Origin of the sequence: Acinetobacter sp. AND/436 (assembly GCF_049546925.1) — a bacterium.
Taxonomy (GTDB): Bacteria; Pseudomonadota; Gammaproteobacteria; order Pseudomonadales; family Moraxellaceae; genus Acinetobacter; species Acinetobacter indicus.
Genome location: NZ_JBMXBO010000001.1, coordinates 155,630 through 179,927, shown reverse-complemented (window position 1 = coordinate 179,927; position 24,298 = coordinate 155,630). Strand labels below are relative to the sequence as shown.

26 protein-coding genes and 4 tRNA genes are annotated in these 24,298 nt (G+C 47.9%); 8 read left to right on the top strand and 22 right to left on the bottom strand.

What is annotated here, in order from left to right; genetic code table 11:
- Positions 1–6: 6 nt before the first annotated feature.
- The 4 genes from ACPEPR_RS00815 to rnr all read right to left on the bottom strand — a co-directional run bounded on the left by ACPEPR_RS00815 (position 7) and on the right by rnr (position 5,303).
- Positions 7–423: a hypothetical protein gene (locus ACPEPR_RS00815; RefSeq protein ID WP_075167410.1), complete on the bottom strand. Its 417-nt coding sequence runs from the start codon at positions 421–423 to the stop codon at positions 7–9.
- 22 nt (positions 424–445) lie between these two features.
- Positions 446–655 (bottom strand): YheV family putative zinc ribbon protein, encoded by a 210-nt coding sequence (locus ACPEPR_RS00810; RefSeq protein ID WP_171065117.1) that lies wholly within the window; start codon positions 653–655, stop codon positions 446–448.
- A 40-nt stretch (positions 656–695) separates the two neighbouring features.
- Entirely contained in the window at positions 696–2,735 is a 2,040-nt protein-coding gene (locus ACPEPR_RS00805) for a M3 family metallopeptidase (RefSeq protein ID WP_423561855.1), read from the bottom strand.
- Between the two features lie 135 nt (positions 2,736–2,870).
- Complete coding sequence (gene rnr / locus ACPEPR_RS00800) at positions 2,871–5,303, bottom strand: ribonuclease R (protein WP_423561810.1); 2,433 nt, start codon at positions 5,301–5,303, stop codon at positions 2,871–2,873.
- A 266-nt stretch (positions 5,304–5,569) separates the two neighbouring features.
- Between rnr and ACPEPR_RS00795 the strand changes: the two genes are divergently transcribed.
- From ACPEPR_RS00795 to ACPEPR_RS00780, 4 genes are all read left to right on the top strand, one after another.
- A tRNA-Ser gene (locus tag ACPEPR_RS00795) sits at positions 5,570–5,659 on the top strand.
- Between the two features lie 13 nt (positions 5,660–5,672).
- Positions 5,673–5,749, top strand: a tRNA-Arg gene (locus tag ACPEPR_RS00790).
- A gap of 49 nt (positions 5,750–5,798) precedes the next feature.
- A tRNA-Arg gene (locus tag ACPEPR_RS00785) sits at positions 5,799–5,875 on the top strand.
- Positions 5,876–6,106: 231 nt separating this feature from the next.
- Positions 6,107–6,183, top strand: a tRNA-Arg gene (locus tag ACPEPR_RS00780).
- A gap of 78 nt (positions 6,184–6,261) precedes the next feature.
- Here ACPEPR_RS00780 and ACPEPR_RS00775 read toward each other — a convergent pair.
- The gene (locus ACPEPR_RS00775) at positions 6,262–7,560 is read right to left on the bottom strand and encodes an SRPBCC family protein (protein ID WP_423561809.1); all 1,299 of its coding nucleotides are present in this window, start codon (positions 7,558–7,560) and stop codon (positions 6,262–6,264) included.
- 172 nt (positions 7,561–7,732) lie between these two features.
- Between ACPEPR_RS00775 and ACPEPR_RS00770 the strand changes: the two genes are divergently transcribed.
- Both ACPEPR_RS00770 and ACPEPR_RS00765 read left to right on the top strand, forming a co-directional pair.
- Positions 7,733–8,230, top strand: a complete 498-nt coding sequence (locus ACPEPR_RS00770) for a YcxB family protein (protein WP_005180217.1) — start codon at positions 7,733–7,735, stop codon at positions 8,228–8,230.
- A gap of 36 nt (positions 8,231–8,266) precedes the next feature.
- Positions 8,267–8,908 carry a fumarylacetoacetate hydrolase family protein gene (locus ACPEPR_RS00765; RefSeq protein WP_016658545.1) on the top strand — a complete coding sequence of 214 codons (642 nt, stop codon included), beginning with the start codon at positions 8,267–8,269 and terminating at the stop codon, positions 8,906–8,908.
- A gap of 69 nt (positions 8,909–8,977) precedes the next feature.
- Here ACPEPR_RS00765 and msrA read toward each other — a convergent pair whose 3' ends face one another.
- The 9 genes from msrA to lgt form a co-directional block, all read right to left on the bottom strand.
- Positions 8,978–9,499, bottom strand: a complete 522-nt coding sequence (gene msrA / locus ACPEPR_RS00760) for a peptide-methionine (S)-S-oxide reductase MsrA (protein ID WP_016658546.1) — start codon at positions 9,497–9,499, stop codon at positions 8,978–8,980.
- Positions 9,500–9,564: 65 nt separating this feature from the next.
- Positions 9,565–10,026, bottom strand: coding sequence for an META domain-containing protein (locus ACPEPR_RS00755; RefSeq protein ID WP_005180208.1), 462 nt, complete (start codon positions 10,024–10,026; stop codon positions 9,565–9,567).
- Positions 10,027–10,101: 75 nt separating this feature from the next.
- On the bottom strand, positions 10,102–11,172 hold the full coding sequence (locus ACPEPR_RS00750; protein WP_160240947.1) for a DUF4105 domain-containing protein: 1,071 nt from the start codon (positions 11,170–11,172) through the stop codon (positions 10,102–10,104).
- A gap of 29 nt (positions 11,173–11,201) precedes the next feature.
- Positions 11,202–11,714 carry a dihydrofolate reductase gene (locus ACPEPR_RS00745; RefSeq protein WP_016658548.1) on the bottom strand — a complete coding sequence of 171 codons (513 nt, stop codon included), beginning with the start codon at positions 11,712–11,714 and terminating at the stop codon, positions 11,202–11,204.
- 100 nt (positions 11,715–11,814) lie between these two features.
- Positions 11,815–12,657: a thymidylate synthase gene (thyA, locus tag ACPEPR_RS00740; protein ID WP_005180203.1), complete on the bottom strand. Its 843-nt coding sequence runs from the start codon at positions 12,655–12,657 to the stop codon at positions 11,815–11,817.
- Positions 12,658–12,858: 201 nt separating this feature from the next.
- The gene (locus ACPEPR_RS00735; protein ID WP_005180198.1) at positions 12,859–13,350 is read right to left on the bottom strand and encodes a lipocalin family protein; all 492 of its coding nucleotides are present in this window, start codon (positions 13,348–13,350) and stop codon (positions 12,859–12,861) included.
- A gap of 184 nt (positions 13,351–13,534) precedes the next feature.
- On the bottom strand, positions 13,535–13,909 hold the full coding sequence (locus ACPEPR_RS00730; RefSeq protein WP_411687744.1) for a hypothetical protein: 375 nt from the start codon (positions 13,907–13,909) through the stop codon (positions 13,535–13,537).
- Positions 13,910–14,287 carry a hypothetical protein gene (locus tag ACPEPR_RS00725; RefSeq protein WP_016658550.1) on the bottom strand — a complete coding sequence of 126 codons (378 nt, stop codon included), beginning with the start codon at positions 14,285–14,287 and terminating at the stop codon, positions 13,910–13,912.
- 83 nt (positions 14,288–14,370) lie between these two features.
- Complete coding sequence (lgt, locus tag ACPEPR_RS00720) at positions 14,371–15,180, bottom strand: prolipoprotein diacylglyceryl transferase (RefSeq protein WP_005180193.1); 810 nt, start codon at positions 15,178–15,180, stop codon at positions 14,371–14,373.
- A 94-nt stretch (positions 15,181–15,274) separates the two neighbouring features.
- Here lgt and ACPEPR_RS00715 point away from each other — a divergent pair, with 94 nt between their 5' ends.
- A complete protein-coding gene (locus ACPEPR_RS00715; RefSeq protein ID WP_160243679.1) occupies positions 15,275–16,057 on the top strand; it encodes an NRDE family protein in 783 nt (260 codons plus the stop codon).
- A gap of 42 nt (positions 16,058–16,099) precedes the next feature.
- Here the strand turns inward: ACPEPR_RS00715 and ACPEPR_RS00710 are convergent, their stop codons facing one another.
- From ACPEPR_RS00710 to tatA, 4 genes are all read right to left on the bottom strand, one after another.
- Entirely contained in the window at positions 16,100–18,322 is a 2,223-nt protein-coding gene (locus ACPEPR_RS00710) for a PhoX family protein (RefSeq protein ID WP_423561808.1), read from the bottom strand.
- A gap of 171 nt (positions 18,323–18,493) precedes the next feature.
- Positions 18,494–19,276, bottom strand: a complete 783-nt coding sequence (gene tatC / locus ACPEPR_RS00705; RefSeq protein ID WP_005180188.1) for a twin-arginine translocase subunit TatC — start codon at positions 19,274–19,276, stop codon at positions 18,494–18,496.
- The gene (gene tatB, locus ACPEPR_RS00700) at positions 19,273–19,719 is read right to left on the bottom strand and encodes a Sec-independent protein translocase protein TatB (RefSeq protein WP_075167421.1); all 447 of its coding nucleotides are present in this window, start codon (positions 19,717–19,719) and stop codon (positions 19,273–19,275) included. The genes tatC and tatB overlap by 4 nt, the downstream gene beginning before the upstream one ends.
- A gap of 19 nt (positions 19,720–19,738) precedes the next feature.
- A complete protein-coding gene (gene tatA, locus ACPEPR_RS00695) occupies positions 19,739–19,963 on the bottom strand; it encodes a Sec-independent protein translocase subunit TatA (RefSeq protein WP_005180185.1) in 225 nt (74 codons plus the stop codon).
- 161 nt (positions 19,964–20,124) lie between these two features.
- Here tatA and ACPEPR_RS00690 point away from each other — a divergent pair, with 161 nt between their 5' ends.
- The gene (locus tag ACPEPR_RS00690; RefSeq protein WP_423561807.1) at positions 20,125–21,006 is read left to right on the top strand and encodes a permease; all 882 of its coding nucleotides are present in this window, start codon (positions 20,125–20,127) and stop codon (positions 21,004–21,006) included.
- 195 nt (positions 21,007–21,201) lie between these two features.
- Here ACPEPR_RS00690 and rdgB read toward each other — a convergent pair whose 3' ends face one another.
- The 4 genes from rdgB to metX form a co-directional block, all read right to left on the bottom strand.
- Complete coding sequence (gene rdgB / locus ACPEPR_RS00685) at positions 21,202–21,828, bottom strand: RdgB/HAM1 family non-canonical purine NTP pyrophosphatase (RefSeq protein WP_104498068.1); 627 nt, start codon at positions 21,826–21,828, stop codon at positions 21,202–21,204.
- A gap of 105 nt (positions 21,829–21,933) precedes the next feature.
- Entirely contained in the window at positions 21,934–22,524 is a 591-nt protein-coding gene (locus ACPEPR_RS00680; protein WP_005180179.1) for a tetratricopeptide repeat protein, read from the bottom strand.
- Positions 22,521–23,114: a methionine biosynthesis protein MetW gene (metW, locus tag ACPEPR_RS00675; RefSeq protein WP_005180178.1), complete on the bottom strand. Its 594-nt coding sequence runs from the start codon at positions 23,112–23,114 to the stop codon at positions 22,521–22,523. The genes ACPEPR_RS00680 and metW overlap by 4 nt, the downstream gene beginning before the upstream one ends.
- The gene (metX, locus tag ACPEPR_RS00670; RefSeq protein ID WP_005180176.1) at positions 23,114–24,274 is read right to left on the bottom strand and encodes a homoserine O-succinyltransferase MetX; all 1,161 of its coding nucleotides are present in this window, start codon (positions 24,272–24,274) and stop codon (positions 23,114–23,116) included. The genes metW and metX overlap by 1 nt, the downstream gene beginning before the upstream one ends.
- Between the last annotated feature and the right edge of the window lie 24 nt (positions 24,275–24,298).

Sequence of the window (24,298 nt, the reverse complement as noted above, 5' to 3'; positions counted from 1 at the left end):
TCATAATTATTGCTGTTTGAGCTGGGCTTCGAGCAGCTGAATCTGTTCTTCTTTCAGGCGAATCAGTTCATCAGCATCGGCGTGCTGGGCATTGAGCAGCGCGGCCTGATCATCTAGCTGTGCCTGCAGATCTTCCAGTTTGGCCATTTCTTCTTTGGCCAGGGTCGCGTTGGTAGCAACCGGCTGTTTCAGAATATCTTCACTCACCAGTTGCTGTGGTACTTCTTCCAGCTGCACCGCTGGTTCTGCTTTGGCTTTAGCCGCAGGTGCGGCCGGCTGACTTAGCAGCTCGGCTTCAGGTGTTACCTCTGCACTCTGGTTTTGGCTCATCCATTGATAAGACAGCACCACAAGTACGATTACGATCAGGCCCCCAATAATGGCCCATAATAGTTTTGAGCTATTTCTCTGATCAAGCGTCATGAATAAATGAACCTTAATTTTTTTACTTAGGATGACGTGGTTTAAATTGAATCACACCCACTTCATCAGGCGCTGCCGGTGGCTGAGGTTCATCGACATGGGTTGGGCGATTTTCGCTATAGCCACAGTCGATACATTCAATCCATTCATCATCACCTGAGGTCAGCATGACCACCCGATCCATAGCCTGGCATTTTGGACATTTTGCGCCTGCAATGAAACGACGTTTGATGGTCATCATACTGATCCTGTGTTCAAATTAAGGCCCTAGTTTAAGCGTTTTTAATTGGCTTCGTCCAACCTTGATGACGCAATAATGCATCTATTTTTGGCTCGCGTCCTCGGAAATTGATAAACGCGTCAAGTGCTGAATCTTTTCCGCCAACTGCTAGAATAAACTGCCTGAACTGCTTTCCGGTCTCGGTGTTAAATACCCCTTCATTTTCGAAGCGATCGAAGGCATCGCTGGCCAAAACTTCGGCCCATTTATAGGAATAATAACCGGCCGCATAGCCCCCGGCGAAGATGTGACTGAAGCTATGCTGGAAGCGGTTGTAATCGGTGGTTGGCACCACCGCATATTTATACCGGATTTCATTCAGCACATCCTGAATCTGGCTGGCGGTCAAGGCCGGAGTCATGCAGTGAATATTCAGGTCAAACAGGGCAAATTCCAGCTGGCGTAAGGTCTGCATGCCGGACTGGAAGAAGCGCGCATTCAGCAGCGCCTGCAGTAAATCATCCGGCAGGGTGGCCTGTGTGTCGATATGCTGACTGAGTACATCCAGGCTTTCTTTGTCCCAAGCCCAGAATTCCATAAACTGGCTTGGCAGTTCCACAGCATCCCAGGCTACGCCGTGAGTGCCGGCCACCGCAATGTTGTCGACTTCCGTCAGCATATGATGCAGGCCATGCCCAAATTCATGGAATAAGGTCAGTACTTCATCATGGGTCAGTAAGGCCGGCTGATCCCCCACGGGCGGGGTGAAGTTACAGACCATATAGCAAATTGGCTGTTGCAGGCCCTGGCTTTGCTGCATGCGCGAACGGAAACCGCTCATCCAGGCGCCGCCGCGTTTGCCCTGACGGGCATACAGGTCAAAATAGAAACCGCCAATTACCTGACCCTGATCTTGCAGTTCAAAATAACGGGCGTCTGGATGCCAGACTGGTGCTTCACGCTCGATAATATCCACATCGTATAGACGTTTAACGATGCTAAATAAGCCATCAACCACTTTTGGCGCCGGGAAATACGGTTTCAGTGCTTCCTGAGACAGATTGAACTGGGCTAGTTTCAGCTTTTCTGAATAGAAACTGGTATCCCACGGTTGCAGCTGCTGAATACCATCTGCTGCGGCAATGGCTTTCAGTTCGGCAATTTCCTGTTCAGCCGGCTGACGGGCATGTTCGGCCAGCTCAACCAGAAACTGCTCAACTGCTTCGACACTTGGTGCCATTTTGCTGGCTAATGACAGTTCGACATAGTGGTTAAAGCCGAGCAGCTGGGCCATTTCCTGACGCAGGCTTAAAATTTCTTCCATCACCGCGGTATTGTCAAAGGCCTGATCGGCAGACTGGTCGGAAGCACGGGTGGTGTAGGCTTTATATAATTCTTCACGCAGGCTGCGATCTTCAGCATAGGTCATAATGGCCAGATAAGAAGGGAAATCCAGCGTCGCAACCGGCTGCTCCAGCTCACGTTGCTGGCCATACTGCTTGAGTAATTCCACACTGCTGGCAGGCAGGCCGGCTAGTTGTGCTTCTGTGAGCGGTTTAAAGTAAGCCTGTGTTGCATCCAGTACATGGTTGGAAAAGTCAGAGGACAGCTGCGACAGGCGCGCTGAAATTTCCGCATAGCGTTTTTTCGCTTCACCTTCCAAGGCCACACCTGACAATTTAAAGTCACGCAGCGCCAGTTTAATTGCGCTTTGTTGCGCTGCGGGTAAGTCATTAAACGTCACTGCATCATGAACCTGCTGATAGGTCTGATACAGCACCGTGTGCTGACCGAGCTGGGTATAGTATTCGCTCAGGCCAGGTAACAGTGCCTGATAGACTTCACGGGTTTCGGCATTGTTCATCACCGCATTCAGGTGCGAGAGTACGCCCCAGCTTTCGCTCATCTGGTTTTCCAGATGATCGACCTGCGCCAGAACCTGCAACTGTGCATCGCTACTGGCCGGAATGTCTTGGAGTTGCTGTAAAAAGGCCTGCCCTTGGGTGATGGTCTGTTCAACCTGTTGTTTTAATTGGGGCAGCGTAATCTGGTCAAACTGGGGTACTGGCAGGGTTGCCTGTTCTAATGTCATTTCTTTTTCCATGTTGAAGTCCTGTCTTAGCAATAGATGTAGGGCCTCCAGCGTGGGAAATCAAGCAGTCTATACAGAATTGCTCAACTTCATACAAAAAAGAGCGCCGTGGCGCTCTGTTTCTGATCGGGTTGCTTAGTCCAGCTTGGACTTGGCATTGGACTTTTTCTTTTTCACTTTGGCTTTTTTCTTGACTTTGTCTTTGCTTTCGGCCTTGGTGGTGACTTTTTTCGCCGGCTTTTTGCCATAAGAACTCGGCTTGGATTTGGCCTTTTTCTTCTTCAACGGCTGTTCGCCATCTTCACTCACGGCAAGCTTGACTGGACGATCATGAAAGATTTCTTCGGTGGCTTCAGCACGCGGCGCGGCTTTGGCCACGCGTGGTGCACGGCTGCGGATCGCACGACCGGCATGGGTCAATTGTTTGACCAGCTCGAAATCAATCTTGCGTTCTTCCAGGTTGACTCCGGCCACCTTGACTTTGACTTCATCGCCCAGACTAAAGGTCTGACCGCGTGACTGACCGACCAGTGACTGGCTGGCCTGATCAAACATAAAGAAGTCATCGCCCAGCTGGCTGACGTGAATCATGCCATCGACATACAGATCTTTCAGCGTGACAAACAGACCAAATTCGGTCACGGCAGAAATCACCCCGACAAATTCTTCGCCTAAATGCTGCTGCATATAATGACATTTCAGCCACATGGTCACAGAGCGGGAAGCTTCATCGGCACGACGTTCGGTTTGCGAGAAATGCTCACCGGCATCATCCAGCGCGGCACCCGAAATCGGATATGGTTTCTGGGCCAGATGCGCTTTAATGGCACGGTGCAAGAGTAGATCCGGATAACGGCGAATTGGCGAGGTGAAGTGAGTATAGGCTTCATAGGCCAGACCATAGTGGCCGGCATTGGCCGCGCCGTAATAGGCCTGCATCATCGAGCGTAATAGCACCGCATGAATACTTGGCGCATCAATGCGGTCTTTGGTGGCATCAATCACGGCCTGATAATCGGCCTGGGTTGGCTGTTCCGGGAAATTCAGTCCCAGCAGTTTTACAAATTCACGAACTTTCTGAATCCGTGAAAACTCAGGTGGTTCATGCACACGGTACAGCATCGGAATATCATTTTTGAGCGCAAATTCTGCCGCCGCCACGTTGGCCAGCAACATGCACTCTTCAATCAGTTTATGCGCATCATTACGGGTTCGTGGCAGGATTTCCTGAATTCCGCCGAGTTCGTCGAAGGTCATATAGGTTTCGACGGTTTCAAATTCCATGGCATGACGCTGGGCACGTAAACCTTTAAGTACCTGATACAGCTGGAACAGGGTATTCAGCGATTTGCGTACATCCCGGTCTTCCGGAATGGCAGCGCTGTCACCATCAAAATATTGCGCCACCTGGGTATAGGTCAGACGGGCTTTGGAATGCATTACCGCGGGATAGAATTCGAATTTGGTTACCCGGCCGGCACGGGACAGGTTCAGGTCACAGACCATACACAGACGATCTACCTGCGGATTTAGCGAACATAAGCCATTTGATAAGGCTTCAGGCAACATCGGCAAGACAAAATGCGGGAAATAGACCGAAGTGCCGCGTGCCTGGGCTTCATCATCCAGTGGTTTGCCCGTGCGGACATAGTGGCTGACATCAGCAATCGCGACCACTACACGGTAGCCGCCACCTGGACGTTTTTCTGCATACACTGCATCATCAAAGTCGCGGGCATCTTCACCGTCAATGGTGACCAGAGCTAAATCACGTAAATCGACCCGGCCTTCACGGTCTTTGGCTGACGGTTCTTTAAAACTGTCGGCATCTTTTAAGACATTGTCCGGAAATTCATACGGCAAACCAAACTCTAAAATGGTTTGGGGAATGATGATTTCGGTGTCGGCTTTATCGGCCATCGACTGCACCACATGGCCGGTGGCAAATTCTTCACGGCTTGGATAGTCATCAATGGCGACGCGCACTGAATCGCCCAGGTTCAGTTTGGCATGTTCAACCAGTTCTTTTTCTAAAGTCACCGGCTGATGGCTGTTCGGATTGCCCGGCTGAATAAAATATTCACCGTCATACATCGACAGTTTGCCAATGATCTGTTTCACACGGCGCTGCTGGACTTCGGTAATAAAGCCCCAGGCTTTGCCTTTGCGATCGACCGAGGTCTGGCGCACTTTGACGCGGTCGCCATTAAACACCAGACGCAATTCACGCTCGGGTAGCAGGATGTCATTTTGTCCGTCAATATGGGCAGAACCCAGACCCTTGCTATTAATGTAGACCGTGGCTTCATGGGTAGGCTGCTCGGCGGCAAGCTGGAACTTGAATCCGTCTTTCATGAGCTGGCCATCACGCACCATGGCAATTAAGCGGTGGCTCAGGGCATCAATACTTTTCTGATCGGCAATTTCAAAATATTCAACCAAGTCGGCATGCGACTGGGCCTGTTGCAGTTTTTCAATACTTTCAAGAATCAGTGTGCGACTTGGAATTGGATTATCGTAACGTTCGGCTTCAGCTTTTGCTTCAGGATCGACCCAGTTTTTCATCATGTCTTTGGCTTCAAGTCAGAAGATAGGTTTAGCATAAGTCATGCAGCGTCAGACTGCACGTAAATGATTGCAATAATGTGTTTTTAAGTCTTTATTTTAAGATGATTGCGAGTAGATAAAATCACATTCCCCATAAATTTGCAGAAAATGCCAGGCTAGAAGCAATAAATTGTTTAAAAAATATTTAATTGAGCAAAAAACTGCAAAAAATAGAGTGACTGCGCTTGCAGTGCTACAGTTAAATTTGTATTATGGCGGCACGTTACGGTGAGATGGGTGAGTGGCTGAAACCACGTCCCTGCTAAGGACGCATACGGGCAACTGTATCGAGGGTTCGAATCCCTCTCTCACCGCCACTTTACTTATGTCGCGCTCATAGCTCAGCTGGATAGAGCACTTGGCTACGAACTAAGGGGTCGGGAGTTCGAATCTCTCTGAGCGCACCAATAAGTAAACTGGGAAATAACGTAGTCTAATATAGACGACACAAGTGACGCGCTCATAGCTCAGCTGGATAGAGCACTTGGCTACGAACTAAGGGGTCGGGAGTTCGAATCTCTCTGAGCGCACCAACTTGAACAATTAACCGCACATGTTGCGGTTTTTTTGTGCCTGCAATTTGGCTACTCAGCTGCATCAGCCGGCTTCCTTATTTGTTACAATTTCAACTGCAATTTAAAATTTGTATAAAATCAGCGTACAAATACATGATTTGTCCAATATCTATCCATTTGGTTGCATTTTTATGAAATAAGACTTAACAAATACCGAAAAGCCCGTATAATGCACCCCATCAAGACGTCGCGCTCATAGCTCAGCTGGATAGAGCACTTGGCTACGAACTAAGGGGTCGGGAGTTCGAATCTCTCTGAGCGCACCAATCTTGATAAAGAATTCTGAAAAAACCGCACATGTTGCGGTTTTTTTTGTGTCTATAATTTACTAAAACATTCCCGCATTATTTGATCTTCTGTTGAATCTTTAAGGTCAGCACGGTATTGCCACCCAATGCCGGCAGCAGCTCGTGATACGGCATACTGCGCATGGCGCGTAATAAAAACGGTGCCTGCGCATCAATGTTCATGGCGCTGGTCACATTCAGTAAACTGCCCTCGGCTTGCGGCAAAATCTGCATGCCGCCTTGCACATAGCGTAAATCTCCACCCACCGCCTGAAACTGCTGCTCCAGAGCGCCTTGTGCCTGAAAACGCAGTTTAAAATCAAACGGAATCTGAATCACGCCCAGTCCGACCGAAATTGTATAGTCGGCATCCAGCTGCCGGGCAGAGGGCTGCTGAATATGAACTTTTTTAATTTGCCGTGGAAACAGGTGCTGGTAGGCCTGCGGTTCAAGCCAGGGTTTTAGCTTGCTGGCCGGCTGGGCATAGTACTGATAGCTGCTGCTAAAACGCATGATTTCCTGCTTTGCACCATAGGACACCTGATAGGCCGGTAAAATAAAGGATACGGGTTCTTGTGATTTCTGGCTGATCTGCCGGATTTTGTTCATCTGGCTGACACTTAATTCAGGGGCTGGTACGTCGCCGGCGGGTAAGGCTCGGGGTGTGGTGCTTTTAAATTTACGTTGCAGTGCTTCCAGAATAAAGGCATTGGTGCCGGCCGGCAGGCCCAGTTTGGCATCGGGCAGGGCATTCAGGATGGTACGAAATAAAAAGCCTTTGGGCTGCGCCAAATCTCCCCAGTGCGTGACCGTGACCAGCGTCTGATGGGCCGACAAGGCAAACCATTCTATTTTTCCGGCGCCATACGGAATGGGTGCGTCAATCACCAGGGTTTCAATACTGTTGTCGGTGCGCTGATGTTGCAGAATCACATCGTCTTTAAAGTTCAGCACCGGAATGGGCGTGGGAATATGAATCCGGTATTTGACCTGACTGATGTGCTGGCGCTGCTCCAGCATCTTGGCGCTTTTTAAGGTCGGAAACAGCTGGGCATAGCCTGAATAATCACTGAGCAGCGCCGCAACTTTGTGACTGGGCACTGGCAGCACCACCGCAGCACTATAAAATTTACCCCGTTTTGTGGATGCGAAAGTTGGCAGCTGAATCGGTTGCGCGGCATGCGCATAAATCAGAATTCCATCTCCGGTCAGCGCGGCCAGCTGCTCGGCACTGCTGCCATAGCCTTGTAAACTGCCTGGCATTTTTCCTGTCCAGCGAACTAAACTGGCCCAGGCAGAAACCGGCAGCAGCAGACTGCAAAGCAGGGCGATCAATCGGGTGTGCGTCTGTGGCATAAAACATCCTGTTTTTGCTGTGGAGGTGAGCGAATCATCCCGTTTTGAATAGGGGTATTTTTTGAATGGTGGTTGCAGCAGCATCATGACAGCACTGGCGAGAAAAAGAATAAGGAAATCACCTATTCTGGTGTAATATTTAGCGTAATTTAACTGATTTGATGATGAGCCGATGTCGGAACTCAAGCCTGCCTTGTCGCTACGTTATTTTTTAAATCTGGAAGAATCTCAGGATGGCTTTGCTCTGGCCACCTTTGGTAAAAAACAGTTTACCCGTTTTATTACCCCGTTAATCAGTGTCGGGATTATTGCCTGGGGCATTTATTTGGGCCTCGATGGTGTAGGTCGTTACTATCTGGCGCTGGGGGTATTTTTTCTGGTGCTACAGATGCTGATGCGCTACTGGTTCCTGCCGATGATGTTTAAGCGTCAGTTTGTCAAATACCAGTTTGGAAAAAGCGAACAGGGCATTGCGCTGTATCAGGATTATGCCGAGATTTCTGCCAATGGCCGTGACAAAGTGGTGCATTATAACGAAGTGCAGAATTTTGCTTCAGGCAAGCTGACCTATATGATTGAGCTGAAAAACCGCATGGTGATTATTGTGCCAAAACGCGTGTTTGAAAGCACAGCCGATCAGACCCTGTTTGAAAATACCTTTAAAAAATAAGCCTGTTAAAACCATCACATCATAAGAGGGAAGATCATGAATACACGTCCATCGAAAATTGTCTGTGTGGGTCGCAGTTATGCGGATCATGCCAAAGAACTGGGCAATGCGGTTCCTGATCGTCCGGTGCTGTTTATCAAACCGCCGAGCAGCCTGCGTCCGTTATCTGCCGGGATTGCCTGGAATCCGGCCTGGGGCAGCTGTCATTATGAATGTGAACTCAGCCTGCGTATTGACCAGCCCTTAAAGGCAGAAACCGATCCGCAAAAAGCCTTGCAGGCCGTGGGGGCGGTGACTTTGGGGCTGGACCTCACTTTGCGTGACTTGCAGGATGAACTGAAACAGAAAGGCCATCCATGGGAACGAGCCAAAGCCTTTGATGGGGCTTGTGTACTGGCAGACTGGGTCGATGTTGCAGAAATTAATGACTGGAAAGATGTGCACTATACGCTGCATATTAATGACGAACTGCGTCAGCAGGGGCATACCGCGCTGCTGATTTTTGAAATTGGTGCGCTACTGGCTGAAATTAGCCACAGTTTTAGTTTGGAGCCGGGCGATGTGGTAATGACCGGTACTCCGGCCGGGGTGGGTGCCTTAAAGGCCAATGACCAGTTAAGTATGCGTTTGCAGGGCAAAACCCGGGAATTTGTCTGGAGCACTTTTGTTCAGGCTTAACCGACTCCCCAGACGACGAGGACTGCAATTGCAGTCCTTTTTTATGGCGCTTTTCGAGCCTTCCTGGTTTCAGTCTTTGAGTAAATCCTGAAACTTGCTATGCAGCTTCATCAGTTTGGGTGGAATTACAAAGTTGCAATAGCCTTGCGTCGGGTTATTGGCAAAGAAGTTCTGATGATAGGCCTCTGCCGGATAAAAACGCGGTGCAGCGGTCACTTCGGTGACCACAGCAATGCCCTCGGCTTTGAGCTGCTGGATCATCTGTTCGGCCTGTTGCTGCTGCTCCGGATTTAAATAATAAATCACCGAACGATACTGGCTGCCGACATCATTGCCCTGACGGTTAAGCGTGGTCGGGTCATGGGTGGCAAAGAACACATTTAACAGCTGGGTATAGCTGATTTGACTGTCATCGAAATCAATCAGAATGACTTCAGCATGGCCGGTATCACCATTGCACACCGCTTCATAATTTGGATTGTCCATCTGGCCGCCGGCATAGCCACTCACCACTTTGGCCACACCGCGCAGTTGGAGAAATACCGCTTCGGTACACCAGAAACATCCACCACCAAAAATTGCCTGTTGCATAGGGTCAGCCTTCTGTTTTCAATCGTTCATAAAAAAGGCCTGCAAAGGTGCAGGCCGGTGCGGTATTAACGCGGTTGTACGGCACTTTCCAGCTGAATCAGCAAATTGCCATAACGATCCAGCAGTTTCAGGGTTTTACCAAAGACCTGATAATGGGTCACTTTGGCCAGTGCTTCATTGAATTTCTGATCAATGCCATTGCTGTTGAGGCAGGCCATACGGGTGCCAGCCATTTGGCTTAGCGTTAGCGTGTCACGGCCGGCGCTGTAGCTGCCCATAATCCGGTTACAGCCATCGGCACCGCTAACGCGTTGGGTGGCGCTATCAAATTGCAGGCTTGGAATATTGTGGGCAGTCGGTTCGGTGCGAACCGCGGTATTGCCAATCTGGGTCACAATCCAAGTGCGGTTTTGCAGCTGGACAAGATTGGCAGTTTCAACGGTAGCACCCGGGGTTGGTAAAGTTTCACAGCCGCTAAAAACTAGGGCTGAACCTAAAAGGGCAACGGCAGCAAGATGTTTAAGCATATGGATTTCTCTTTATTTTAAAGCTGATGGATGTATCTAAACCAATTTTAAATTTGATCGCCAGTTAAAATTGTATCATTGATTTGACGGAGCGCCAGGAGCGGATGGCGCGGGCAAACCCTGCCGGATTAGTGCTGAAAATTGTGCACTATCCAGCTGGCCCGGCTGTTCCACACGCGGATTGATATAAGCGCGCTGATACCAGCTTTCAATGCTCAAGCTCTGATCAAGCGCCTGTAAATCATACAAATAATTGGGTAAATAACCCGAAGCTAGCAGGCGATAATCGGTGGGCAAGGTCTGGTTGGATACTGCCTGCACCATGTCAAAGACCAGGGTAGTGCAGTTACTGGTCAGGGTGTTATACCATTTGGGCTGTTGTGCCAGTTCATCGGCTTTGGTCAGATATTCCAGAAACAGGGCTTTTTGCATTTCTTGCGGCATCTTCAGCGGGAAAAAATAGACCTGTTCACCGCGAATATTACTGCGGGTATAGATAATATCTTTTTCATCCGCCGCCACCAGACTCAGTTCATATTTGCGGAAGAATCCGCCCAGCGAAGAAAATTCTTCATGGCGTTCTTTGCGGATTTCAATCGAAAAAGTCAGCGGTGCGGCATTGGCAAAATCGAAACTGACCAGGGTGTGGGCAATTTGTGGTCCCATCCAGTAGGAAGTGATGATGTTGACGCCCCGAATCTGGTTCAGGTCATAATGGCGACTTTCCCAGCGCTGCTCGTAGGAACCATCGCTGTGCCAGTTAAAGTTACGCACATTGTGCAGAATGACCTGATCGCCGTGACGCTCGGAATGTAACAGCTGCGCCACTTCGGGATTCCAGTCGCGGTCCTGGCGAGGTGGCAGGCCAAAATACCAGAGCTGGCTGCACAGAAACACCAGCAGATAAATCAGCACATCCAGTTTACGGCTAATCAGATGCCGGCTGATATAGATGCCCAGAATGCTCATGGCAAAGGCAATCCACAGGCCAATCAGGATCCGGCTAAACAGCAGTCCAAACGGCTGCTGAAACCACAGGATCAGCACCAGCCAGATCGAGCTGCCAATTACAAACAGGCTAAACAGGCCATGCAAACTGCCTTGAATCAAACGCTGTGCCAGTTCGGGCTGTTGGGGTGTCTGCATGCTGATGAATTCATTCAGAAAAATAAGATTTATTTTCGGTAGCTGGCAAACTCAAATGCAATGCCAGTTTTGTCATCCAAATGTTGCTCGGCACTGACTTTCTGGAACGCTGCCGGAATTTCCGGATAATGTGCATCGCCCTGCACATCCAGCTCGACATGGGTCAGTTCCAGACGGTCGGCAATATCCATGGTCTGTTTAAAGATTTCACCACCGCCAATAATAAAAATACTGTCCGGCTTTTCTGAAGCCTGCACATCAGCCACGGCCTGAGTTAAAGCTTCTTCAATTGAATAGGCGACTTTGGTGCCCTCAAAGGCCCAATTTGGATCTCGGGTAATCACCCAATTGACACGTTTCGGTAAGGCACGACCCATTGATTCCAGGGTTTTACGGCCCATCACTACCACGCCGCCCTGGGTAATTTCCTTAAAATGTTTTAAGTCGGCAGAAATATGCCATGGCAAATCATTGGCTTTTCCAATACAGCGCTGCTGATCCATGGCCACCACGTGTACAACTTCTAAACCTTGAAATGCCATGCTGTTTCATCCATATCTCATGCGAAAAATTAACCCTATTAAAATGTAAAATCCCCCTCGATGAAAGGGGGATGGGGCATTTGTCCGGAATTAATTGGCTTTAAACCGCTACCGGGGCCTTAATTGCCGGATGTGACTCATAACCGACAATTTCAATATCTTCAAATTTAAACGCGAACAGATCTTTGACGTCCGGGTTCAGTTTCAGCTGGCACAGCCCCAGCGGTTCACGACTGAGTTGCAGTTGTGCCTGTTCAAAATGGTTGGCATATAAATGGGTATCGCCGCCGGTCCAGACAAAATCACCAACCTCTAGATCACATACCTGGGCAATCATATGGGTCAGCAGCGCATAGCTAGCAATATTGAATGGTACACCCAGGAAGACATCGGCACTACGCTGATACAGCTGGCAAGAGAGTTTGCCGTTATGAACAAAAAACTGGAACAGGGTATGACAAGGTGGTAATGCCACCTGACCGGCTTCCTGCGGATTCCAGCCCGATACAATTAAACGGCGTGAATTCGGGTTGGTTTTAATCTCGTTGATTAGCCAGGAAATCTGGTCAAAACCATCCTGATTATAGCTGTTATCGGCATTTTTGCTGGCGCCAAAGTTACGCCACTGATGGCCATATACCGGACCAAGCTCGCCTTCAGGACGGCCGAAACGCGCCGTCTGTTCTGCCGTTGACCATTCATCCCAAATCGTAACTTTGTTGTCCTGCAGATACTGAACGTTGGTATCACCTTTCAGGAACCATAACAGTTCAATCACAATTGAACGGAAATGCACTTTTTTGGTGGTTAACAGCGGAAAACCCTGAGACAGATCAAAGCGCATCTGATGACCGAATACAGAACGGGTTCCCGTGCCGGTACGGTCGCCTTTGTCGCCGCCGTGGTCAAGGATATGTTGTAACAGGTCAAGATATTGGCGCATGAAATTCTCTCAATCAAATAGTGATGTGGCTCCTGTGTCGACCTTCATTGCAGCGCAAAAGGCTGGCTGTGTTGAAGATCTTGGCTTTAAATGAGCACATAAAAGTGCAGCCATCATAACATTGATGCCGGGCCGAGATGAATATTCATCATCATTAAAAAAGGCATCTTAAAAAAGATGCCTCAGCAAAATAGTGGCAGCTTATGCGGTTGGCCGGCCGGTGTGCGGGGTGTAAATCAGATCACTCAGGTCATAACCCAGACTTTTGGCCTGCGCCAGATATTCATTTTGTGTGGCTTCATCCAGCTGTGGATGACGATGCAGCAACCATAAGTATTTGCGGCTCGGGTCACCGACCAGTGCGGTCTGATACTCCGGATCAAGTTTTAAAATCCAGTAATCACCTTTGGTAAACGGAATCCAGCGCAGGCCTTCTGGCAAGAAGCTGACTTCCAGCTTGCCATGTTCAGCATCGACCGGGGTGGCTTCACCAATCGATTCATCTAGTTGGCCCTGACCATCCAGACGGCGGTTTTGCACACGCACTTTGCTATCTTCATTCAGGCTGTAGGTGGCGGAAATATCGGTACTGTCTTCGGGTTCATGGCGCATTGGCAAACGGGCAATTTCGTACCAGGTGCCCAAATAACGTTGCAGGTTAAAACCGGAAATGGTGTTCAGTTCTGAATTCATAAACAACTTCCTGAATTATTTTCATAAAGACTGCAGTTATTCTAAGCAGGCTGAACGGGATTCGGGTTATTGTTGTTAGCGCTCCTGTTTCGGCATGTATGCAGTGTAAATTCAGCCCGGTTTTCTGTGCAGCAACTGCTACACAGGTTATTAAAATGCAAAAAATTGGACAGGAAAATAAAGCTTAGGAGTCAAACCGTTTGGCACGTTGCTGGTAGATCGACACCATAAACAGGCCTACAAAGATAAAGCCGAGTGCTTGCAAGGCCATGGCCCAAAGTTGCATTTTCGGTAGAAACAGCAGCAATACGGCCAGCAGGAGCAGCGGTGCCAGATTCAATCCCCCGTACATCAGTCTGCGCTGATGTTCTGGCCAGGAACGACGATTGCTCCATTGATACAGCAGATGTAAGCCCATGCCCAGAATCAGACTGAGGATGACCCAAAACGGTGGCAGCTGTGCCTGCGTCGAGGCCAGATAAATCAGCAGACAGGTACCAATACAGATCATCAGTTTGAGCTGACGATGACAACGCGCGGAATACCAGAAACTGAGCATTTATGCCTGATCCTGATGTTGATGCAGCAATGACAGTGGCGAGAACAGACAAATTGCCAGAGCCATAAAGCCAAGTCCTTGTGCGCCCGGTAATAAAATTTCACCCTGTTGCATATTCATGAAAATTAGTGCCAACAGCAGGGCAATCGGAATCCAGGTCAGCAGGCGATACAGTAAACCGGTGGGACGTTGTGCCGCAAAATGAATTTTGCAGTAACGGCAAATCAGAAAAATAATTCCGGTGCCCATAAACATCAGGATGGCATCATAGGCCAGCGGTTGCATCCAGTATAAAACGCCGGTGACCACTGCAATCAGAATAAACAGCATGAGTTTTTGCAGTACGGATACGTTGGGATTAAACCAGAATTCGAGCATAGCCCACCAGATGAATTGTGCAAGGGTGCATGCACTTTAGCAAAAATGGTATAAAAAAAGCGAGGCCAATGCCTCGCTCCGGTTTAACTATTTTTCTGTGGGCCCCAGTCATAGATTTTTTTCTGGTAGGCGTACCACATCATCCAGAGACCGACCAGAATCATTGGCAGACTCAGGAATTGGCCTTTACTCATCCAGGCAATAAATAGCTGACCATTGTCCGGTTCGCGGAAGAATTCCACCACAAAACGCGCCAGACCATAACCAATCAGGAACAGTGCCGAAACCGCCATACGTGGACGCGGTTTGGAACTGAACCACCACAGCAGAATAAATAACAGCAGCCCTTCAAACAGCGCCTGATACAACTGTGATGGATGACGTACCAGCTGTAGTGGATCGGTCGGGAAAATCATGCCCAGTGCAAAGTTTGGATCACTGACCGGACGGCCATATAACTCGCCACCAATAAAGTTGCCGATGCGTCCAAACATCAGCCCGGTCGGGACACAAGGTGCAATAAAGTCCAGGGTTTGGAACCAGGTCATCTGGTATTTTTTGCACCAGAACAGCATGGCCAGCATGACCCCCAGGAAACCACCGTGGAAACTCATGCCCCCGGTCCAGACCTGAAACAGCCACACCGGGTTGGCCAGAAACTGCTCAAAGCCATAAAAGAACACATAACCGACACGGCCGCCAATGACTACACCCAGCGCGCCGTAAAAGATCAGGTCCGAAACCATGTCCGGCGTCCAGCCACGTTGCTTGGCGCGATAGGTGGCCAGACCCCAGGCAAATAAAAAGGCCAGTAAATACATCAGTCCATACCAGTGGACTTGTAAGGGACCCAGCGATATCGCCACCGGATCAATATTTGGATAGGTCAGCATTCCTGTTCCTTGTCATTCTGTTTTGCACAGATTTTAGCTGAATAAGATGAAAAATGTTGTACATTCAATGTGTAAAGATAGCGAGCAGGAAATTATGTGTATTGTGGCCTTTGCCTGGCAGGTTCTGGATGAGCTGCCTTTATGTTTAATTTCAAACCGTGATGAGTTTTATCAGCGTCCGACTGCGGCGTTGCATGCCTGGGAAAATAGCCCGATTTATGCCGGACAGGACTTGCAGTCGGGTGGCACCTGGATGGGCGTGACCGCCAGAGGCCGCTGGGCCATTGTTACCAATTTTCGTAATGGACAGGATCAGCACAATTATCCGACCTCACGCGGCCATCTGATTCAGGATTTTCTGGAATCTGAATTAAGTCCAATTCGCTTTGCACAAGCATTGGAGCCGCGCCAGTGCGATTATGCCGGCTTTAATTTATTTGTCGGCGACCGGGAACAGGCGGTGTATATGAGCAACCGAGGGGAGGCGCCGCAAGTGCTGGCCAAAGGGGTATATGTAGTGTCCAATGGCTTAATGGGCGAGCACTGGGAAAAAACTGGCCATTTGCGTAAACGCTTTACCCAGGAATTTTTACCGATGTTACAGCAAGCCCAGATGCCAGAAGCAGATCTGCAGCATGCTGCCTGGGATATTCTGGAAGATGAACGCAAGGTGATTGCAGATTTATTGCCAGAAACCGGCATTCCTGTCGAGCTGGAAGAGTTATTGTCGTCGACCTTTATTCAGAGTCCGGCGTATGGTACACGCTGTTCCAATATTTTAAGATTAAATGCTCAGCAATGGCACTGGTTAGAGAAAAGCCAGCAGGGTGAAACCGCCGGACAGATCGTGGAGCTGAATATTCCATTACATAAATAAAAAATACCGGCATCAAGCCGGTATTTTTAAGTGTAAGAAGGATTAAGCTTTAGATGGTTCTAAAGTTTCACCTGCAATGACACCACCATCTTTACGTGTGATTACAACTGTTGCAGAACGTGGTCGTGAACCTCGGCCGGTACTGATCAGATGACCCGGCTGGTTTGCAGGCCAAGTACCGCCTGGGTGCTGTACGTTGACAAAGATCGCTTTGTAGTCAGGTGTCATGGTTACCCCGGTAATTTCACAGCCTTTAGGCCCAACCAGGAAGCGGCGTAATTTTGAATCATCTAAAATGGCACCTGTAGGTGTTTTTTGAGTTCCATCTCCAGACTTGGCATTCTGTACAGAACCATCACCCACAGCACCTGGTAACGATGCCAGCATCATACAGTTTGTAGTATCTGTATAAGCACCATCATCAGTCTGAATCCAAAGCACACCACGTGGGTCAAACCACATACCATCCGGACTAGAGAAGTCATTGGCATCAGTTAAGCCAGAAAGGTTAACGCCTTCGATAGAGTCAGACTCTGCACCGAACAGGTAGATATCCCAAGTGAATGTTGTTGCGGTAACATCAGCATCCGGTTCACGGAAACGAATGATGTGACCATTGATATTGCCACGTAAGCGACCTGATGCATCATCATCATCGGCATAACGGCGTGGGTTTGCTGCATCTGTTGGATAGCTGCTGCCACGTGAAGAGTTATTGGTCAGAGTAACATAAACTTCGCCATTTTCTGGATTTACTGCAACCCATTCCGGACGGTCCATTTTGGTTGCACCAGCAGCATCGGCAGCAATACGTGCGTGAACTAAAATGTCAGCTTGGTCTTTAAACTTATAACGGTCATAAGCCGTGATACTTGGGTTAGACATAGAAAGTTCTAACCATTCACCCGTGGCTTCCCCCGTTGCTTCATTAAAGTCAAATTTAGCAACGTAGAATTTACCCCTGTTCATATATTTGTCGCCAGCTTCATAACCACGGTTGACATCTTTAGGATCCCATACTTCATCTGATACGAATTTATAGATATATTCGCCAGTAGAGTCATCACCCATATAGAAAGCAAGTGGCTGGCCAGGAATCGCGCGGCTGACACGGCAGTCTTCATGCGCAAAACGACCTAAAGCAGTACGTTTTACTGGACGTTGACGGTTGTCAAATGGATCGATTTCTACAATCCAGCCAAAAGTATTGACTGTGTTACGGAAGTCACGTGTTGCACTGGTGCCACTGACGATACTGTTCCAGCGACTGAATAACGTTTTGTCTGCGGTCAGCGGATCAGTAATACTTTGCCAGTTATAACCTGAAGCATTTGAACCCATACGGTAACGGGTACCAATTGCATATTCAGTTTCAGCATCACGTACATCGCCTTGACGAGCGATATATTGGTTGAAGTTTTCTTCTGTGGTCAGGTAAGTTCCCCAAGGTGTATAACCATTACCACAGTTATTAATTGTACCGCGTGTCGATGTACCATCAGTACTAAATGCAGTTTTTACCAGATCAGTACCACGTACTGGACCGGCAAAATCAATTACAGTTGCGGCAGTAATACGGCGGTTAAATGGTGAGTCTAAATCTACACTAATTGCTTGGGTTACCGGGTTTTTATTGATTGCAACAATAGATACACCATGCGCATTCACTTCACGGAATACTTCATCTTCAGTAATGCTTGAAGCACTGAAGCTTGAACCGCGAGGGTGAAGGTCAGAACGCTGGATATACTCATGATTCATAACCAATAAACCTTGGTTTGATTCATTGGCATCATATTTTAAGGTAGATGGATTCATACCAAAGAAGGTCATACCGTCATGGTTATCACCTACACGGCGGTCATAAGAGATCCCGCTTGGAATTCTGTTTTCATCCCAGACTGGAAGACGTGAATTCAGTGGATCGCCTACCGCATGAAGAATTTTAAAATCATACCCATCAGGTACTGTAAATTCACTGCGAGTATGTTTTTCAACTGGCGTAAACGAAAGTGATGAAGGACGCGTCGTTAAATCTACATCCGGATTCGGTGTTTCTGTCGCTGGAGGTACACTATTGTTATTATCGTTATCATCACTACCACAACCTGTTAAGCTTGCAGCCAGTGTCATTGCGACAGCCCCACCTGCAGTCTTTTTAATTAAATCGCGACGATTCATTTGTTTGTTTAATAATTCAAAGAATTCTGGGTTCCCCGAATCGTTCATATCATAATTTTCATCAAGGTAATGTTGATCAGTCATGTTGTTCCCTAGCAAAATTAGCTGAGTTGTTTTAAAGTTGCTAACAACTTAGCGAGTCAATATGACAGTACCTTGAAGAAAATATTTCAAAAAAGTTAAATAATAACAATGGTTTACTAAAATAAAAAAGAGCAGCCGGAGCTGCTCTTTTTTAATCGGGTTTGTAAAAACTTATTCTGCAGTCAGCCGACGCTTCTCAATCAGCTTGCCTGCAAATAAGCCCAATTCGAATAACATCCACATTGGAATGGCCAGCATAATCATCGACAGCGCATCCGGTGGGGTAACAAACATCGAAACAAAGAAACAGCCGACAATAATAAAGCGACGTTTTTCGACCAGCTGCTGGGTACTAACCACACCAATTAAAATCAGCAATAGGGTAATAATTGGAATTTCAAAGGTAAACCCGAACACCAAAAACAGCTTCAAACAAAAGGTCAGATAGCTATTAATATCCGTCATCGGGGCAACCGTTTCCGGCGACACACTGATGAAAAAGTGCAAAATTGACGGCAGTGCAATAAAGTAAGCAAATGAAATCCCAATATAGAACAGGGCAATACTGCTTATGAGCAATGGCAGCGCCAGACTTTTCTCTTTTTCATATAAGGCCGGTTTTACGAAAGCCCACAGCTGATAAATAATAAACGGCATCGCAATCATCAATGCCACAAAAAAATTTAGCTTAAACGGTGCCATAAAGGTGGCCGTGACATCGGTAGCAATCATGGTCGATGAGGTCGGCAACTGCGCACGCAGCGGCTCAGATAAAATCTGATAGGTGCGATTGGCAAAAGGCAATAAGCAGAAAAACAGTGCAATAACCAAACCCACAATTTTAAATAGATGCTTGCGTAGAATCACCAGATGTTTGGTGATCGGCATTTCTTCTAAAGCAGCCTGCTCGCCCACTGTCGCCGCTGGCAATTGAGAAGGAGAACTTTGACTCATACAGCCACCTTATAATCGGTAAATTGTGACGTGGTCGGAGGAATAGCTTCAGCCGAATTTAGCGGTTGATGCTGAGGACGCAGCAACAGCGAAGGTTGCGGGGCAATAAAGGTATAGCGCATCGGCAAATTTTTATTATCCGTTGCAGCGGTCTGGTTCGGTTGTTCTTCCGCGAATATTTTTTGTTGTTTTAGCTCATGCATCTGAGATTGCATTTTTTGCTCAAGTTCCTGAATACGTGCCATTTCCTGTTGCATCTGTTCACGCAGTTCAGAAAGTCGAAGTTCCCGATCAATATCATTTTGCACATTGCTGATGGTACGTTTAATTTTGCCGTACCACTTTCCAACAAAACGTGCAGCTTCAGGCAGCTTTTCTGGACCCAGCACCAATAATGCAATGATGCCGAAAAACAGCAGTTCCGTCATTCCAATATTGAGCATAACAAAATTACCTGAAAAATTATTGTTTTACAGTCGTGTTAACATCAGATGATGTCGCTTGATGTTCAATGGTACGTGGCTCGTTTAGGGCCGCAGTGGTCGTTTCATCATCTTTAATTGATTTTTTAAAGTCTTTAACCGCACCGCCCACATCTTTGCCTAAGTTTTTCAGTTTAGATGTACCAAACAGAAGAATCACCACAATTGCAAAAATCAGAACGTGCCAGATCGATAAACCAGCCATAATATTTACCTCTTTTTAATTCAAGACATATCTCAACAGGTCTAGATGACAGCGAGGTGACAGGAATATTGCGATTCAAAGACAGCAGATGGGCTAAAAGCATGTTGTGCCATCAATTATGTTAGGATAATCACCACTTTTCTGCCTTCCTGTGTACCCGCATGGCGCTGCTGCTTCCGTTAATTTCATTTCTGATTGGATACTTCGGGGTCGCGTATTTAAAGCCGTTGCGTCCGGTGCTAGCGATGTTACTGGCCCGGCTGTTTATTCCGTTACTGATTATCTACAACATGGTGTTTTATCAGGACGGCAGCTTGTGGCTGATTGGTTTTAGTCTGGTCAGTTCCATCCTTTTCTTTGCAGTCTTTTATGTCTTGCAAAAAGATAAACTGATCGCACTGTGCTTCAGTTATTTAAATGGGGCCTGGCTGGGTTTTCCCTTTGCCTTGGCCCTGTTTGGACCTGCGGCCAGCAGTATTATTGTGGCGCTGTATATTGGCGGATCCTTATTTGGCAATGTCTGTGCGGTGATGGCGGTGAGCCAAACCCGGCAAGAATTAAAGTTTATTGTTAAAAATGTGCTGCTTTCACCGCCGGTGATTGCCCTGAGTCTGGCGGGTATTCTATCTTTTTGGGATGTGAGCAAGTTTGAACATCAGACCTGGGTACAAGTGATTTACCAAAGCAATAAAGTACTGGTGACCTTTGCCGGCATGTGCGTGCTGGGGATGTGGCTGAGTAAAGTTCGGATTGGCTGGGCTGACTTAAAGCGTAGCCTGGGTTTACTGGTCGCACGTATTCCGCTGGCCTTGTTGCTATGTGCTGTGGCGTACTGGTGTTTACCCATTCCGCAGCAGACCTTGATTTATGCCGTCATGCTGATGTTTTTCCTGCTGCCACCGGCTGCCAATATTGTGGCACTAGAAACCCATTATCAGGGCACCGGTGATTCTGCCAAATATATTGCCTCAGGAACGATTGCCAGTGCGATTTTGATTGGCGTATATGGCGTGGTGGTGCATGCGGTGGTGCCGGGTTTATAAATCAAAAAGTTCTCTCTCCCTTTGGGAGAGAGTTAGAGAGAGGGTATAAAAGTTTTTGAAAGTCCCTCTTTATTAAAGAGGGGGATTTACGGAAACCCTTTGTAGAAATGAGCAATATTTTAGCGTCAGAAGAAAGATGTATAGAAGAATCTCTCCCAGCCTCCCTTTTTCAAAGGGAGGAGTTTTAAAAGGATGTTACTTCTCCAAACTCGCTTTAAACAGCTGCATCGCCTGACCTCGATGGCTGATCTTATTTTTTTCTTCCTTGCTCATCTCGGCGCTGGAAATACCCAGCTCCGGTAACCAGAACAGTGGATCATAACCAAAACCATTTTCACCACGTGGTGCATCCAGAATTTCACCTTGCCAGATGCCCTGGAAAATTTGTGGTAAAGGATCTTCGGCATGCTGCACCAGGGCCAGCACACAAACAAACATGCCTTCAATCGCTGTTCCATCTTTGCGTAAAGGCTGTAAGTCTGCCAGCAGTTTTTCATTATTGGCGGCATCATTGCCATGTGCGCCAGCATAACGGGCAGAGTAAATTCCCGGTGCGCCGTCCAGTGCCGGTACGCAAATCCCGGAATCATCAGCAATCGCAGGCTTGCCAGAAATTTTAGAGGCATGACGCGCTTTAATAATCGCATTTTCAACAAAGCTCAGACCATCTTCAATGGCATCTTCAATATTGAGCTGGCCTTGCGGGATGACATCAACCGGTAAATTCAGTTCTGCAAATAGTTTTTCAAATTCCGCAATTTTGCCTTTGTTATTGCTGGCCAGAACCAGGGTGCCTTGAGAGAGCCAAGCAGGTGCAGTCATCTCGAATTACTCATGATTGAAAATATGCGGGCTAGTTTAACCGAAAACCGCTAGACAGCAGGCATGAAAAAAGCACCCGAAGGTGCTAGTGTTTTTGAACCTGGCTTATTGTGCCTGAATCCATTTGTCGGCACGGTCACGTGCCTGACGAATCTGTTCCTGGGTCAGGTTGGCGGCCAAGGCCGTTTTTTTGCCTTCAGATAAAGAAATCACTTTATTGTCGAGCATGCCATCACGGGTAGACAGCTCATACCACTGATAAGCGCCCATATAGTTTTTCTTTTTCTCTTCCATCATCGCCAGGTTAAAGCTGGCACGGTTATCACCGCGGCTGGCCGCTTTTTCAAAATACTGACGGGCCAGGACTTCATCTTTTTTGGTGCCAATGCCATCAGCCAGCATACGACCCACGTTCAATTGGGCTGAAGACAGTCCCTGATCGGCAGCGGCTTTATACCAGGCAAAAGCCTGACGTTCATCTTTAGCGACATCTTGGCCATGCAGATATTTGGTTGCTAGATAGAACTGCGCACCGGCCTGACCGGCTTTGGCGGCTTTAATCAGACCCTGAATGTCCATCACCGAATACTGGGCGGCCTGGCTCGACACCGAGCTGCCTGGCGCCACGTAATCTGCATGCGCCTGCAGGCTAAAAAGTCCAACCAGTAGCGTCGTGCTTAATAATAATTTTTTCATAGAGCGCTCACTCGATAAATTGCGACTTCACCAAACAGATTCGGGATATGTTTACTGAGTAAACTAACTTGTTGATCCCCATTCACAGCGAGTCGATTAATAATACGGATATTGTTTTCAGCACAGAGTGCTTCGAAATCACGGAAAGTACAGAGGTGGATGTTCGGGGTGTTGTACCACATATACGGCAAAGCTTCTGAAACCGGCATTTTTCCTTTCAGTGCCAGGAAAGAACGGGTCCTCCAGTGGGCAAAGTTCGGAAAGGTAATAATCGCCTGTTTTCCGACACGCACCATATCGCGCAATAATACGTCAGGTGCATCTACAGCTTGCAAGGCTTGTGCCATGACCACATAGTCAAAAGACTGGTCGGCAAAGCGGCTTAAACCGAGGTTTAAGTCTTGTTGGATGATATTTAACCCCCGACTGACGGCAATTGCAATCTTTTCTTGGTCAATTTCCAGGCCGTAAGCACGAATATTGTGCTTTTTACTCATGTGGGCCAGCAGTTCACCATCACCACAACCGAGGTCTAAAACGCGGGAACCGGGCTTAATCCACTTTTCGGCAAGTTGCTGATCAATACGCATTACACAGCCTCCTGCGGGGTTGCCTTGAGGTGTTCTGCACCTCCCAAAAATGCTCTTAAAGATTTGACATATAAAGGAATCGGGAACAGGAAGGAGTCATGGCCCTGTTCGGCATCAATATCTAAATAGCTGACCGGTTTATGGTTGCTAATCAGCGCATCGACAATTTCCTGCGAACGCGAAGGCGAGAAACGCCAGTCGGTGGTAAACGAAATCACCAGGAACTGGCATTGGGTATGGGCCATGGCCTGTACCAGCGACTGTTCGTATTCACGCGACGGATCAAAATAATCCAGCGCCTTGGTCATAATTAAATAGGTGTTGGCATCAAAGTTACGGCTGAACTGTTCACCTTGATAGCGCAAATAGCTTTCCACCTGAAACTCGACATCGAAACCGTACATGAATTTGCCCAGTTTCAGGTCACGGCCAAATTTCTGCTTCATGGCTTCTTCAGACAGATAGGTGATGTGTCCGACCATCCGCGCCAGAATCAGGCCACGTTTTGGATAGCTGTCATGTTCCAGATAACGGCCATGATGAAAATCAGGATCAGAAAGAATCGACTGACGCGCGACTTCATTAAAGGCAATATTCTGTGCCGACAGTTTTGGCGCACTGGCAATAATCACACATTTTTCCAGACGGTCGGGATAATCAACCGACCATTGCAAGGCCTGCATGCCCCCCAAAGAGCCACCAATCACTGCATACCATTTTTGAATGCCTAAGCGGTCTGACAGCATGGCCTGGGTTTTGACCCAGTCACGCACCGTCACCAGCGGGAAATCTGGACCATAAGGGCGGTTTTCATTTTCCGGGTTGGGTGAGGTCGGGCCAGTCGAGCCATGACAGCCGCCAATATTATTCAGTGCGACCACAAAGAATTTAGAGGTATCAATGGCTTTGCCCGGACCAATACAGCTGTCCCACCAGCCAGACTTTTTATCATCTTCATGATGATAGCCCGCCGCATGATGATGCCCGGACAGGGCATGGCAGATTAAAATGGCATTGGATTTGTCGGCATTCAAGCTTCCGTAAGTTTCAACCATCAGTTCAAAACGTGGCAGAATGCGTCCACATTCCAGCTCTAACGGCTCTTCAAATTGAAACTGTTGTGGCGTTACGACACCCACAGAGTTAGCAGGGAAAGACACAGGAATAATTCGCCTTAGAATCTT